The sequence below is a fragment of the Mesorhizobium sp. 01N446 genome (assembly GCF_056399285.1).
Window position 1 is genome coordinate 274,892 of sequence record NZ_JBFTRA010000004.1, and the last position, 13,219, is coordinate 288,110.

A 13,219-nucleotide genomic window follows, 5' to 3' on the forward strand; every position below is an offset into this window, starting at 1 on the left:
CAAGACTCCCATTTTGAACCCGCTTGTTATTTTCTGGCTTTTTCGAAGGCCTGGGCGACGTCGGCCCAGAGATCTTCGACACTTTCCAATCCGACATTGAAGCGGATGGTTCGGGGGCTGACGCCGAAGCGCGCCATCGAATTCAGTCCCGGCGTCTGCTCCAGCGACGCCTTGGCCGGCACGACCAGGCTTTCATGCCCGCCCCAGCTGACGCCGATGCGGAAATATTTCAGCGCATCGACGAAGACCGGGATGTCGATATCGTCCGTCACCTCGAAGGAGAACAGGCCGGCATAGCCGCCCAGCGTCGCCTTGCCGGGGTGGTTCGAATAGGCGGGATGGTTGACGCGCTCGACATGGGCATGCGCCTTCAGCCGTTCGGCGATGGTGAGCCCGCTCTTCATGTGGTGCGGCAGGCGCAGCGGCAGCGTGCGCAGGCCGCGCAGCAGCAGCCAGGCCTCGAATGGCGACAGCTTGCCGCCGAGATAGGAATAGGTCTGCTCGTTGATGTGCTTGATGTGCGCGGAAGAGCCCGCCACCACGCCCGCGACCGTGTCGCTGTGGCCGCCGAGATATTTGGAGGCCGAATGCAGCACCAGATCGACGCCATGCGAGATGGGCTTCTGGAACACCGGCGTCGCCCAGGAATTGTCGATGGTGGTGACGATGCCCTGCTCTTTCGCCAACCGGGTCAGATGCGCGATGTCCTGGAGCTCGAACATCATCGAGGTCGGGCTTTCCAGGTAGAGCAGCTTGGCGCCGGGAAGTGCCGCGGCAACCGCATCCGGATCGGAACCGTCGACATAGTCGACCTTGATGTTGAGCCGCGGCAACAACCGCTCGAACAGCCGGTAGGCATCGCCATAGCAGTTGCGCACCGCAACGATACGCTCGCCCGCCCCGACGAAGGCAAGCACGGTGGCGCTGATCGCCGCCATGCCGCTGGAAAAGCCGCGCGCGGCCTCCGCACCCTCGAGTGCGGCGACGCGCGCCTCGAACTCCATTACCGTCGGATTGTCGCCGCGTGAATAGATCGGCTGCTTTCGTTTGCCGGCAAAGGTGTCGGCCATTTCTGCGTAGTTGGCGAAGGTGAACAGCGAGGTCTGGTAGATCGGCGGCACCACCGCGCCACCCGGAAACGGCTCGTCATGCGCCAGAAGCGTTGCCGCCTCGGCAAGATAATCATGGTCGAAACCTGAGGGATGCTCGTTCATGTCTGGCTCGAGAGTTTGAGTTTGGCAGCACCGCGCTTGAGATCATCCTCGACGGTGGCGATCAGCTTGAGCGCCTCGGCGCGGGCGCCTTGCGGGTCGCGCGCGGCAATGCATTCGTAGATGGTGCGGTGATAGGGAAAGCTGGCGTGGCCGAAATCTCGCACGCCCAGCGGATGTTCCCAGAAGCGGTGGAACAGTTCGTGCATGGCGGCGATAATCTGCTCGAACAGCGGATTGCCGGAGACCCGGTAGATCGCCTGGTGGAATTCCCAGTCCTCTTCCGACGACATGCCGTCGCGGGTGCGGAACGCCTGCTCCATGACGTCGAGCTTGCGTTCGATCTCGGCAATGTCGGCCGGGCTGGCGCGTTCGGCGCAAAGGGCCGCTGCCTCGGCTTCCAGCGCGCGGCGGATTTCAAGCGTATGCATCAGGCTGGTGAAGTCGTTGCCGCCGGCCAGCGTCAGCGGCATGTGCAGCATGTCGGGTGACACGGCCGCCTTGAGATAGGTGCCGCTGCCTTGCCGGCGCTCGACGAGACCTAGCCCCTCCCACCGCGTCAGCGCCTCGCGCACCGTGTTGCGGCTGACCTTCAGCCGCTCGGCCAGGATGCGTTCGGTCGGAAGGCGCTCACCGGGCTGCAACGCCTCGGCGCGGACAAAGCCCACCAACGCCTTCAGAACGGCGTCGTCACGCGCCGTCGTCTGAATGGGTGGCAGGCTGTTCTGGTCCACAAATCCTCCCGATGCAAAAGTGGTCCAATGGTCCAACCAATTCTGCACGGACGAAGAGACGTGTCAACAGCCGAAACGGGGACGGGCCGAACGACGCGCCGTGGCGCCGTTCGGCCCGTCAGTTCAAGCCGGCGTGACCAGGCGCGTGGCGCGCCAGCGCGCGAACATCTCCTCGCGAATCCGCCTCGAACCCGCGAGCCGCTTCTTTGCTTCCGCCAGCACGGAAGGCGAAGCCTGTGCGGGCGTGCCCGATTGGAACGGAGGAGCCGGGGCATATTCGAGCGAGAGCTGCACCGTTTCGGCCTCGGCCTGGCCGAGAAGCCTGGCGACCAGAAGGAGGCCGAAATCGATCCCCGAGGTGACGCCGCCGGCGGTTATCAGGTTTCCGTCCTCGACGATGCGCTCGTCGACCGGAATGGCGCCGAACTCGGCGAGGAAATCATGCGCGTACCAATGCGTCGTCGCCCGCTTGCCTTTGAGCAGGCCGGCGGCACCGAGCACCAGGGCGCCGCTGCATACCGAGGTGACATAACGTGCCTGCGCAGCGCGCTCCCGCACGAAATCGAGGACCGCCTGGTCCTCCAGCAGCGGGTTGACGCCGCCTCCACCCGGAATGCACAGCACATCGAAAGGCGGGCAATCGTCGAAGGTTGCCGTTGGGTTGAGCGACAGTCGTGTCGAGGACGTCACCGGATCGCGATCCTTCCAGATCAATTCCACCTCGGCGCCCTTGGCCGATGCCAGGACTTCATAAGGGCCGGTGAGGTCGAGCTGCTGGACATTGGGGAAGACGAGGATGCCGAAACGAAGCGTCATGGAACTCTCCTTGGATTGACTCCAGCCAACCTAAGGCATCATGCTTTGGCACGAATGCCAATCATCCCTCATTTCAAGCCAATCGCCATGCGCCATATCGAAATCCTTGCCTATCCCGACATCCAGCTCCTCGATGTCAGCGGGCCGCTTCAGGTTTTCGCCAGCGCCAACGACTTCAGGACGCAGGCCGGTGAACCAGCGCCCTACGAGCTCACGGTTGTCGCTGCCTCTCCGCGCATCAGGACGTCCGCCGGCCTCGTGCTCGAGACCGCGGCGCTGCCGCCACATGGGTCAAGGATAGATACGCTGATCGTGCCTGGCGGATGGGGCGTCAACGCGGCCTGCGAGGATCCCGAACTCGTCCAATGGATAGTCGGCCGCTCGCACGACGCCACGCGGACAGCGTCGGTGTGCAGTGGCGCCATGCTTCTGGCAACGGCAGGATTGCTCGACGGCCGGCGTGCGGTCACTCATTGGGGACGCTGCGCCGAATTCGCGCGGCGCTTTCCAGCGGTCCGCCTCGAACCCGACCCGATCTTCATCCGTGACGGCAATGTCTGGACGTCGGCAGGCGTGACGGCGGGCATAGATCTCGCCCTTTCCTTCGTCGAGGCCGACCTTGGCCGGCGCGTGGCGCTTAGCGTGGCGCGCGAGCTGGTGGTCTTCCTGAAACGACCCGGTGGCCAGGCGCAGTTCAGCCAGACACTCAAGCTTCAGCAAGGCGACGAACGCTTCGACCGGCTGCATGGCTGGATCCAGGACAATCTGGACGGCGACCTTTCGCTGCCGAACCTTGCCGAGCGCGCCAATATGAGCCCGCGCAGTTTCTCCAGGCACTATCGGGAGGCAACGGGCCGCACACCGGCGCGCGCCATCGAGGAGATCCGGATCGAGGCGGCGCGAGGGATGCTGGAACGGGGCCAGGCCGTCAACCAGACGGCCCGCCGCTGCGGATTCGGATCGGAAGAGACGATGCGGCGCGGCTTTCTACGCGTCCTCGGCACCAACCCGCGCGATTATCGCGAACGCTTCTAAGGCGTGTCGCTAACCCGCGGCAGGCGGCCCGAACCAGGTGGTCAGCGCGTCGGCCAGTCCCTGTTGGGTTCCGTCCCCGACCCAGGCCACATAGCCATCGGGCCGGATCAGCACGGCGGCGGGCGCGGCGACCGCCCCGAGGACCGGCAGTTCCCAGGTGCCGTCATATCAAGCCTCGGTCTGCCGGACCCGGTCCGCCCAGGGCGCGATGTCCAGTCCGCCTGGTTCGCCGAGGTCGAGAAGCACCGGCCGGGCGTCATGCAGCAGGCTGAAGACCCGTACTGGACCGCCGGCGGCGACCAGGTCGAGGTCGGGCATTCGCCGGCCAAGCAGTGGATGCCCCTCGCCGAGATCGTAATGGATGCCCAGACCGGACATCTCCGCGGCAATCCGCTTACGCGGCTCATCCATACCGAGCAGCTCGGTAAAGATGTCGCCCAGGGCCTTGGTGCTGGCATCCATGCGACGCAGCGCAACCTGCGCCTTGGCGTTGCGCAGCACGCGAGCGGCGATCGGATGACGTTCGGCGTGATAGCTGTCGAGCAGGCTTTCCGGCGAGGTCCGCTTGACCACCTGGGCCAGCTTCCACCCCAGATTGACCGCGTCCTGCACGCCGATATTGAGCCCCTGCCCGCCCATCGGCGGATGGATATGCGCGGCGTCGCCGGCCAGCAGGACACGCCTGTCGCGGTAGGCGGCGGCCTGCCGCGTCATATCGGTGAAGCGGGAGATCCAGGTTGGGCTGTGGACCGCGTAATCGGTGCCGTAGACGGCGACAAGCGCCTCGCTGAGGTCGACCAGCGTCGGTTCACCTCCGATGGTCAACTGCCTCTCGGTCAGCACGACACCCACCCGGTCGCTGTCCTCGATCTTGCCTATCGCATGAATTCCGTAGGCGTCGCTGCGAAAGCCCAATGCCGGTTCCCCGGACATTTCGACCTCGGCGATCATCCAGCTCATCGTCGGATCCCATCCGGGAAACTCGATGCCCGCCGCCTTGCGGATCGTGCTGCGCCCTCCGTCGCAGCCGACGAGGTATCGCGCCCGCAGCCATTGGCCACCGGACAGTGCCACGTCGACGCCGCCATCATCCTGCGCGAAACCGGTGACGTCCTGTCCACGATAGATCGGCACCCCCAACGCGTTGATCCAGTCGGCCAGTATCCGTTCGATATGGTTTTGCCGCAGCGCCAGGAGACAGCTGTGCCGGCCGGGAAAGTCGCTGATGTCCAAACGGATCATGTGGAAGCCGACGGTCGGGAAGCTTTGCCCCTGCGACATAAACCGGTCGGCAATTCCGCGCTGATCGAGAATCTCGATGGTGCGCGCGTGCAGGCCACCCGCGCGCAAGCCGACCAGTTGCTGGTCCGGGCGCCGCTCGACGATGGCGACATCGACGCCTGCCAGCGCGAGTTCCCCCGCCAGCATCAATCCTGTCGGACCGCCCCCGGCGATCACCACCGCATGAACTGAAATCATCAATCGTCACTCCCGTTTCACGCCTGGTCTGCGCCGCTTTTTACGGGAGGAGCCGGGTCTTGCCGCAAGCCCCTTGTGCGCCATATGTACGAAATGGAAGGGGTGCTCCCCTGCTCGGATCGCTTTGAACGGCTGACAGCCATGGATCGAAGACGGGAGCCCGGATCGCCTGCAGGCAAAAAAAATCAGAGTCCTTCGCGCCTTGGCACGAAGTTCTGACGTCTGTTTGGAAGAAGGGGGCCGGTCGGCGTTTGGCAGCGGTACGAGGAGGCCACTATGTGCCAGCGCCGGCCGGCCGACCCCACGGACCCAGGAGATGCGGCGGACCTGAGCATCATGGGGTATTTCTAGGGATCGAGCCGGCTATGTACCCTCGTGCCGGCTTCGTCTTGGCCTGCACATTTGCTCAAGAGCTTATGAAAATCAACAGTTTCTTAACCAAGGCTCGCGAATCGCTTGGATTAAGGTAAATAGCTAACCTTGTTGGATTGACCGTAGAATCGGTCGCGGACGCTTACGCCGCCTTGGCAACGACGCGGTTGCGGCCGCCGCTCTTGGCTTCGTAAAGCGCGAGATCGGCGCGCTTCATCAGCGCCGCCACCGTATCCACGCCCTTCAGCACCGACGACACACCGACGCTGACGGTGACCTCGATCGTCTTGCCGTCGGCGCCGATGGCGAAAGGCTTCTGGGCGATTTCGGCGCGGATGCGTTCGGCCACTTTCTCGGCCACGACGCCATCGGTGTCCGGCATGACCACGACGAACTCCTCGCCGCCGAACCGGCAGGCAAGGTCGATACCCCTGACATTCTTGCGCAGCCGCCGCGCGAATTCCCGCAGCACGTCGTCGCCGCCATCATGGCCATGCGCGTCATTGATCGACTTGAAGCGGTCGAGATCGGTGATCATCACCGACAGCGGCCGGCGCCGCGCCACGGCGCGGTCGAACAGCGTCTGCAAATGGCTGTCGAGATAGCGGCGGTTGTGCAACCCCGTCAGGCCGTCGGTGACCGCCATCTCGATGGTCTGGGTGACGCTGGCGCGCAATTGGTCGTTGTAGCGCTTGCGGCGCACCTGGGTGCGCAGCCGCGCCGTCAGCTCCTGCTGGTCGATCGGCCGCATCAGATAGTCGTTGATGCCGAGTTCGAGGCCGCGGATGATGCGCTCCTCCTCGCCCTCGTCGGCCAAGAGGATGATCGGCACGAAACGGGTGCGGTCGAGCGAGCGCAATTGCGAGCAGAGCCGGAGCGGATCGAAATCGGCGAAGGCCGTCGAGATCATCACGCATTCATAGGACGTCTCGGCGGCCTGGAAGAACCCGGCATGCGGGTCGCCGATGACATCGAGGTCGGCGCGGTCGCGCAGCATCTTCTGGATGCGCTCGACCGATGATTTGCGCTCGTCGATCAACAGTACTTTCGGCGTCGTGTCCTCGGACGCGAAATTGCGGCTGAGCAACTCCTCGATGCCGATATTGCGCGTCGTCGAAGCGCGCAGCCTGAGCTCGTCGGTGAGCGACTTCAACCGGACAAGGCTCTTGACCCGCGTCATGAGCTGCAGGTCGTTGACCGGCTTGGTCAGGAAATCGTCGGCGCCGGCCTCGAGCCCGCGCACGCGGTCGGAAACCTGGTCGAGCGCGGTGATCATCACCACCGGAATATGCGATGTCGCCGGATCGCTCTTCAGCCGGCGGCAGACCTCGAACCCGTCCATGTCGGGCATCATCACGTCCAGCAGCACGACATCGACCTTGCCGTTCTCGCAGGTCTCGATGGCGTCGGGCCCGTTGGTGGCGGTCAGCACCTCGAAATATTCGGCCAGCAGCCGAACCTCAAGCAGCCTCACATTGGCAGGGATGTCGTCGACGACGAGGATCCGCGCGGTCATATCACAAGGCTCCGGCTCGGCTGGAAAGGTACATCAGGCATCGCCCAGGTAGGATTTGATGGTTTCGATGAAACGCGGCACTGAGATCGGCTTCGAAATATAGGCCTCGCAGCCGCCCTGGCGGATGCGCTCCTCGTCGCCTTTCATGGCGAAGGCGGTCACGGCGATGACCGGAATGACGTGCAGCTCGTCATCTTCCTTCAGCCACTTGGTCACTTCCAGTCCCGACACTTCGGGCAGCTGAATGTCCATCAGGATGAGGTCGGGCCGGTGCTGGCGCGCCAGGTCGAGCGCCTCAAGACCGTTGCGGGTGCGCACCGTCTCGTAGCCGCTTGCTTCGATGAGGTCCCGAAAGAGCTTCATGTTGAGCTCATTGTCCTCGACGATCATGACCTTCTTAGGCATCGACATCCCGTCCCGGCCGTCCCTCCGCTCGAAGGCGGCCGTTATGCGCTCGTCCTTGAACGCACCAAACCCTGCTTCACGATACGGCAATATGATTGACGAAACGGAAACCCCCGAACTGCAAAGCAGCGCGAATTCCACCTCGCCTGCCCGCGCGTCCAAACGGCGCGCGGCGCTGTAAAGGCTTGCCGCAAGCAATTCTTGCCATTACTGCGGAAGAGACTCATTCCACGTACCGAAGGTAGTGATGGCAAACGCGGCGTCAATGCGCGAAGAGGCGGAAACCATTGCCGTGAAGGCGCTGGGCTTCGTCGCCTCCGATCCGGAACTGTTGCCGCGCTTTCTGGCGATCACCGGAATAGAAGCGCATTCGATCCGCAAGGCCGCCGGCGAGCCGGGTTTTCTGGCCGGCGTGCTGCAATTTATCCTTGCCCATGAGCCGACCCTGATGCGCTTTGCCGAGGAAACCGGCACGCCGCCGGCCGCCGTCGGCAAGGCGTTGCGCGCACTGCCGCTCGGCGACGACAACCACGAGCATTCCATATGAGCGATGATCCGGAGACCGCGCGCCAGATCGAGGAACTCTCAGCGGACGACCGGCCGCTGCTGGTGCTCGACGTCGATGACGTCGTACTCGAATTCATTCGCCCCTTCCCGCATTTCCTCAAGTCGCGCGGCTATGGCCTGACGCTGGCGTCCTTCCGGCTGACCGGCAACATTGCCGAAACGGCCAGTGGCCGCCTGATCGAACAGCCCGAAGTCACGGCACTTCTGGGCGATTTCTTCGACGCGCAGGCCGATTGGCAGAGCATCACCGACGGCGCTGCGGAAGCCCTGGCAAGGCTTGGCGACCGCGCGGAAATCATCATGCTGACGGCCATGCCGCACCGGCATCGCGCCGTGCGCCGCGCCCATCTCGATGCGCTCGGGCTGAACTACCCGCTTCTGACCACCGAGATGGCCAAGGGACCGGCCGTGGCCAGACTGCGCGGCCAGAGCGGCCGGCCGGTGGTCTTCGTCGACGATCAGCCGCACAATCTGGCGTCGGTGCGGGAGAGGGTAGCCGACGCCAGTCTTTTCCACCTGATGGCCGACAATTCGCTGCGCGCCTTCCTGCCGGCGGTCCAGGACGATGTCATCGTCGTCCAGGACTGGCACGAAGCCGGGCCGAAGATTGTGAGCGCCCTGGGGCTTTAAACGTCAGGCGCGACGCCCCTGGGAAAGCGCTATGCGCTTCCCGGGGGCGCAGGAAGCCTAACCCTCAAGGATTGAGCTTCGCACCGGCCCCGCCATTGTCGCTGCCGCCACTATCAGCGCCACCGCCATTTTCGCCGGCGCCACTATTGGCGGCGCCGCCATTGTCGCCATCGTTGCTTTCGCCCGCGCCGTCACCATCGTCGACGCTGTCATCCACCGCCGGGTCGGCTGGCTTCAGCATGACGCCGTTGACGGTGACCGAGCCGTCCGCCTTGGTGCTGATGGCCCATTCCAGGCGGCCGTCCGGGAGCGTCTTGGCAAAACCCTTGGCCATGAGGGCGACAGGCACGTACTGCCCGATCTCCGGCTCCGCCTTTGCCGCCTCCTGCAAATGCTCCATGATCTTGTCGAAGCCGGCGACATCGACGGTGAGATTTGCATCCGGCTTCTGGCCGAAGCTTGTCATCTCACCTTCCAGCGCGATCTCCATGTCCTTGTTCTTCACGGTGCTGTGGGCGATGACGACCTTCGGCGCCTTGGCCAGGAAGTCGGCCTTGAGCTGGTCGCCGAACTCGGCCGTCAGCGGCGGATCCTGATTGAGATCAAAGGCTTCGATCGCCTTCTTCGCCATGCTGTCGAGATCGATATTGGCGCCGCCGAAGTTCAGGTCGATGTCGGTGGGCAGAAGCGCCACGCTCCAGCTCGGCAAAAGCTGCTGCGGCACGGTGAGACCCGACGCCTTGATGCCGTAGGTGACCTTGCCGCTCTGGGAAACGCCGTCGCTGCCGAACGCCGTGCTGAGCTGGGTTGCCCCGAAAGTGCCGATCGGGCTGTCGACCGCGAAATCCTTGAAGCCATAGGTGCCGTCGATGCGCTCCCAAACCGGAAGCGCGGCGCGCAGCAGCGACTTGAGCTGCGCCTGGTTTGCCTTCAGCGTCTTCTCATCCTCATTGGCCACGGCAAATGCCAGGAGGTCGAGCAGCGGCCTCGTCTGCACGCCCTTGCCGCTGGCTTCCACCGACAATTCCGGCGACTTGATCGTGACCGGAAAATTCAGCCCGTTCTCCGGATCGTCCAGTTTGATCGATTCGACGAAATTCGAAATCTTTTGCAACATCGTGAAATCGACGCCGCCGTTAGCGGCCTTGGTGGCGGCAATCGTCGCGGTGCCGGCGCCCGTGCTGGCCTCCATCTGCTGCTTGGCATCCTTCGATGCCATCGTCATGCCGGCCAACGAACTGGCACCGCTGATGAAGGCCGCCAGATTGGGATCATAGACGCCGGAACCCTTGCCGTCCTTGATCGAGAACTGCGTGCTTTGCAGCCCTTCCGGCCCGTTGAACTCGAAGGATCCGCTTTGCGAAAAATCCATCGAGACATCCCAGGTTCCGTCGCTGCGCGGCTTCACCAGCACGGCGTAGGGCGCGAAGTCGAGTTTCACCTTTCCCTGCTCGGGAAATGTCGCGGCAAGCGCCTTGAGATCGAACGCGACCTTGTAGGCGTCGCCTTCGACCGAGACCTTCAGAATGCCCTTGTCGAGCGCCTGTTTGCCGACATAGCGGGACAGGTCGTCGGACAATTGCTTGGCGCCCTTGCTGTCGACGGTCTGGCCGAAGGCGGGCGCACTGATGAGAAGCGCGGCAAAGGCAAATGGCAACATACGGTTCACGGGAAGTCTCCGTTTGATCGAAAAGGCAAAAATCGTTCGTGCTTCTGGTAGGGAAATACCATCACAACTGCAAGATGATGACAGTCAGGCAATCGGCTTCAGCACCAGCCGCATCAGTGGCCGACCCGCCTTGCGTTCCACCAGCCTCTCGAACCCGGCCTTCTCGAACACACCCGACGAGCCGACGAAAAGGCCGATCGAGCGCGAATCGCGCGACAGGTCGATCGGGCAGGCCTCGACGAGCCGTGCTCCGTTGCTGCGGGCGAAATCGATACCGCCTTCGACGAGGCGATGCGTGATGCCCCGGCCGCGCGCCTTGGCGCGGATGAAGAAGCAGGAGATCGCCCAGACGGCCGGATCGGAAGCGTCGGCGGGGTCGATCGGCGCCGAGCCCCTGCCCTTGTTGTTCCATTCGGGCACGTCGGCGCGCGGCCCGATCTGCATCCAGCCGACCGCCTTGCCGTCCTCAAGGGCCAGCAGCCCGGGCGGCGGGCCGGCTTCGATACGCGCCTTGATATGGTCCTTGTTGCGTTCGCGGCTGCTCTCGCGCCGCGCCGCCGGCGCCAGCCGGAAATGCGTGCACCAGCAACCGTAGCAGGCGCCCTGCTTGCCGAAAAGGTCCTCGAAGTCAGGCCAGAGATCAGGCGCCAGCGGTACTATGATCGTGCTCATACGGTTCTCCCCAGGCCAAGCTTGTCGCTGGCCCTGCACTGTCGTACCATTGCCTCTGTTCTCTTTATGTTCGCAGTGATGGCGGCCCCTGTCAACAATCCCGATCACGGTTTTTGCCGTGACTGCCTGACGTTTCAGCGCAGTGAAACGCGCCGCTGCGAGCGCTGCGGCAGCCCTCGCCTTGCCCGTCATCCCGAGCTTTACCGGCTGCATCTGGCCCATATCGATTGCGACGCTTTCTACGCGGCGATCGAAAAGCGCGACAACCCGGCGCTCAAGGACAAGCCGCTGATCATCGGCGGCGGCAAGCGCGGGGTCGTGTCCACCGCATGCTACATCGCCCGCATCCGCGGCGTGCGTTCCGCCATGCCGATGTTCAAGGCGCTCGAGGCCTGCCCCGAGGCGGTCGTGATCCCGCCCAACATGGAAAAATATGTGCGCGTCGGCCGCGAGGTGCGCGCCATGATGCAGGCGCTGACGCCGTTGGTCGAACCGTTGTCGATCGACGAAGCGTTTCTCGACCTCGCCGGCACCGAACGGTTGCACGGCCTGCCGCCGGCCGTGGTGCTGGCGCGCTTCGCGCTGGCCGTCGAGAAGGAGATCGGTATCACCGTCTCTGCAGGCCTCTCCTACTGCAAGTTCCTCGCCAAGATCGCGTCGGACTTCCGCAAGCCGCGCGGCTTTTCGGTCATCGGCGAGGCCGAGGCGGTCGGCTTCCTGGCGACGCAGCCGGTGACCATGATCTGGGGCGTCGGCAAGGCGTTCAACGCCACGCTGGAACGCGACGGCATCCGCACCATCGGCCAGTTGCAGACGATGGAGCGTGGCGACCTGATGCGCCGCTACGGCGTGATGGGCGACCGGCTCTACCGGCTTTCGCGTGGTGAGGACGTTCGCCGCGTCGACCCCGACCAGGATGCCAAGAGCGTATCGGCCGAAACCACCTTCGACACCGACATCGCGTCGCTGGACGAGCTGGTCTCGGTGCTGCGAGGGCTTTCGGAAAAGGTCTCGGCGCGGCTGAAAAAGTCAGGCATTGCCGGGCGCACCGTGGTGCTGAAACTGAAGACCCAGGATTTCAAGCTGCGCACCCGCAACCGCCAGCTTGGCGACCCAACCCGGCTCGCCGACCGTATCTTCCAGACCGGGGTGGAGCTTCTCCGCAAGGAAACCGACGGAACGAAATTTCGATTGCTCGGCATCGGCGTCAGCGACCTCTCCGACGATGACAAGGCCGACCCGCCGGATCTCGTCGACGTCCAGTCGCGCAAGCGCGCCATGGCCGAAGGCGCCATCGATGCGCTGCGCGACAAGTTCGGCCGCAAGGCGGTGGAGACCGGCTATACGTTCGGCAGGGGCCGCGACGCCCATCCCCCGGAACCGCTGGAAGACTGACGCCGGATACCGGTCGATCGAGATTCAGCAGAATTAGGTGCGCGTCAGATCGATCCTGCTCGTCACCACGTTCTTGCCGGTTTTGGGATCGGTGTCGGTGACCGTCAGCCGGATGCCGTTCTCGCCTCGCTTCTCGACCGTCATCCGCGCCTTGCGATCGCCATTGACCTCCTGGGCCCAGCGGATGCCGAGATTGATCGCGTTGCCCGAACGGCTGCCGTTCAACTGTGCCGGACCCGTGCGGGACCCGGCATAAACGCCGCTGTATTTCGCACCTGTGACCTTCAGATTGGCGCTGATGGCCCGTGACACCACAACGAGACCGCGGCAATTGCCATCAAGGGAGAGCGAGGTCGAGGTCGCATTCGACTTGAAGCTGCAGGAAACACTGACGTTCGGCACGTCCGTGGTCACCTGGACGGTGCCCTTGCCGGCGAAATTTCCCTTGAACGACTGAAGAAACTTAGTCTCGTCGGCGTGTGCCGCGCCTGCCGCGACCAAGAGGCAGCCGGCAAGCGCGAATTGCGCAAATGGTCTCATCGAAGTTCTCCTTGTCGATGCTGAAAGGCAGGACGTCCTGCGAAGCTCGGCTGAATATCGGGACTCAACGCCCACTGCCCTGTCAGGTTCCGCCCGCGACATGACCGTTTGCACATCACGCCATTGCAACTGGCCCAGAAGAATGAAGCGACTAGCGATTGCGGCGAGAGCCCCGGCC

12 protein-coding genes and 1 pseudogene are annotated in these 13,219 nt (G+C 63.9%); 4 read left to right on the plus strand and 9 right to left on the minus strand.

What is annotated here, in order from left to right; translation table 11 throughout:
- Window positions 1-26 precede the first annotated feature (26 nt).
- From AC1DPX_RS18235 to AC1DPX_RS18245, 3 genes are all read right to left on the minus strand, one after another.
- The gene (locus tag AC1DPX_RS18235) at window positions 27-1,214 is read right to left on the minus strand and encodes a PLP-dependent transferase (RefSeq protein WP_477238576.1); all 1,188 of its coding nucleotides are present in this window, start codon (window positions 1,212-1,214) and stop codon (window positions 27-29) included.
- Entirely contained in the window at window positions 1,211-1,945 is a 735-nt protein-coding gene (locus tag AC1DPX_RS18240; RefSeq protein WP_202354193.1) for a FadR/GntR family transcriptional regulator, read from the minus strand. Before AC1DPX_RS18240 ends, AC1DPX_RS18235 begins: the two co-directional genes overlap by 4 nt.
- Before the next feature lie 123 nt (window positions 1,946-2,068).
- The gene (locus AC1DPX_RS18245) at window positions 2,069-2,761 is read right to left on the minus strand and encodes a DJ-1/PfpI family protein (RefSeq protein WP_477238578.1); all 693 of its coding nucleotides are present in this window, start codon (window positions 2,759-2,761) and stop codon (window positions 2,069-2,071) included.
- Window positions 2,762-2,848: 87 nt separating this feature from the next.
- Between AC1DPX_RS18245 and AC1DPX_RS18250 the strand changes: the two genes are divergently transcribed.
- Window positions 2,849-3,796: a GlxA family transcriptional regulator gene (locus tag AC1DPX_RS18250; protein ID WP_477238580.1), complete on the plus strand. Its 948-nt coding sequence runs from the start codon at window positions 2,849-2,851 to the stop codon at window positions 3,794-3,796.
- Window positions 3,797-3,805: 9 nt separating this feature from the next.
- Here AC1DPX_RS18250 and AC1DPX_RS18255 read toward each other — a convergent pair.
- From AC1DPX_RS18255 to AC1DPX_RS18265, 3 genes and pseudogenes are all read right to left on the minus strand, one after another.
- Window positions 3,806-5,275: pseudogene (locus AC1DPX_RS18255) on the minus strand (FAD-dependent monooxygenase).
- A gap of 514 nt (window positions 5,276-5,789) precedes the next feature.
- Window positions 5,790-7,163, minus strand: a complete 1,374-nt coding sequence (locus tag AC1DPX_RS18260) for a PleD family two-component system response regulator (RefSeq protein WP_202354190.1) — start codon at window positions 7,161-7,163, stop codon at window positions 5,790-5,792.
- A gap of 33 nt (window positions 7,164-7,196) precedes the next feature.
- The gene (locus tag AC1DPX_RS18265) at window positions 7,197-7,568 is read right to left on the minus strand and encodes a response regulator (protein ID WP_013531932.1); all 372 of its coding nucleotides are present in this window, start codon (window positions 7,566-7,568) and stop codon (window positions 7,197-7,199) included.
- 247 nt (window positions 7,569-7,815) lie between these two features.
- On the opposite strand from AC1DPX_RS18265, the gene AC1DPX_RS18270 reads away from it, so the two are divergent.
- Window positions 7,816-8,115 carry a DUF3572 domain-containing protein gene (locus AC1DPX_RS18270; RefSeq protein ID WP_027052046.1) on the plus strand — a complete coding sequence of 100 codons (300 nt, stop codon included), beginning with the start codon at window positions 7,816-7,818 and terminating at the stop codon, window positions 8,113-8,115.
- Window positions 8,112-8,765 carry a hypothetical protein gene (locus AC1DPX_RS18275; RefSeq protein WP_477238582.1) on the plus strand — a complete coding sequence of 218 codons (654 nt, stop codon included), beginning with the start codon at window positions 8,112-8,114 and terminating at the stop codon, window positions 8,763-8,765. Before AC1DPX_RS18270 ends, AC1DPX_RS18275 begins: the two co-directional genes overlap by 4 nt.
- A gap of 64 nt (window positions 8,766-8,829) precedes the next feature.
- On the opposite strand, the gene AC1DPX_RS18280 is transcribed toward AC1DPX_RS18275, so the two are convergent.
- A complete protein-coding gene (locus AC1DPX_RS18280; RefSeq protein WP_477238835.1) occupies window positions 8,830-10,425 on the minus strand; it encodes a hypothetical protein in 1,596 nt (531 codons plus the stop codon).
- Between the two features lie 93 nt (window positions 10,426-10,518).
- Window positions 10,519-11,106: an N-acetyltransferase family protein gene (locus AC1DPX_RS18285; protein WP_477238584.1), complete on the minus strand. Its 588-nt coding sequence runs from the start codon at window positions 11,104-11,106 to the stop codon at window positions 10,519-10,521.
- Window positions 11,107-11,172: 66 nt separating this feature from the next.
- Between AC1DPX_RS18285 and AC1DPX_RS18290 the strand changes: the two genes are divergently transcribed.
- On the plus strand, window positions 11,173-12,501 hold the full coding sequence (locus AC1DPX_RS18290) for a DNA polymerase IV (protein WP_477238586.1): 1,329 nt from the start codon (window positions 11,173-11,175) through the stop codon (window positions 12,499-12,501).
- Window positions 12,502-12,534: 33 nt separating this feature from the next.
- Here the strand turns inward: AC1DPX_RS18290 and AC1DPX_RS18295 are convergent, their stop codons facing one another.
- Window positions 12,535-13,041, minus strand: a complete 507-nt coding sequence (locus tag AC1DPX_RS18295) for a hypothetical protein (protein ID WP_477238588.1) — start codon at window positions 13,039-13,041, stop codon at window positions 12,535-12,537.
- Window positions 13,042-13,219 lie beyond the last annotated feature (178 nt).

Excerpts from the sequence above, each read along its gene's own strand:
- AC1DPX_RS18290 (WP_477238586.1), top strand. The coding sequence starts at position 11,173 with ATGTTCGCAGTGATGGCGGCCCCTGTCAACAATCCCGATCACGGTTTT.
- AC1DPX_RS18250 (WP_477238580.1), top strand. The coding sequence starts at position 2,849 with ATGCGCCATATCGAAATCCTTGCCTATCCCGACATCCAGCTCCTCGAT.
- AC1DPX_RS18245 (WP_477238578.1), bottom strand. The coding sequence starts at position 2,761 with ATGACGCTTCGTTTCGGCATCCTCGTCTTCCCCAATGTCCAGCAGCTC.
- AC1DPX_RS18260 (WP_202354190.1), bottom strand. The coding sequence starts at position 7,163 with ATGACCGCGCGGATCCTCGTCGTCGACGACATCCCTGCCAATGTGAGG.
- AC1DPX_RS18270 (WP_027052046.1), top strand. The coding sequence starts at position 7,816 with ATGGCAAACGCGGCGTCAATGCGCGAAGAGGCGGAAACCATTGCCGTG.
- AC1DPX_RS18265 (WP_013531932.1), bottom strand. The coding sequence starts at position 7,568 with ATGCCTAAGAAGGTCATGATCGTCGAGGACAATGAGCTCAACATGAAG.
- AC1DPX_RS18285 (WP_477238584.1), bottom strand. The coding sequence starts at position 11,106 with ATGAGCACGATCATAGTACCGCTGGCGCCTGATCTCTGGCCTGACTTC.
- AC1DPX_RS18275 (WP_477238582.1), top strand. The coding sequence starts at position 8,112 with ATGAGCGATGATCCGGAGACCGCGCGCCAGATCGAGGAACTCTCAGCG.
- AC1DPX_RS18295 (WP_477238588.1), bottom strand. The coding sequence starts at position 13,041 with ATGAGACCATTTGCGCAATTCGCGCTTGCCGGCTGCCTCTTGGTCGCG.
- AC1DPX_RS18235 (WP_477238576.1), bottom strand. The coding sequence starts at position 1,214 with ATGAACGAGCATCCCTCAGGTTTCGACCATGATTATCTTGCCGAGGCG.
- AC1DPX_RS18280 (WP_477238835.1), bottom strand. The coding sequence starts at position 10,425 with ATGTTGCCATTTGCCTTTGCCGCGCTTCTCATCAGTGCGCCCGCCTTC.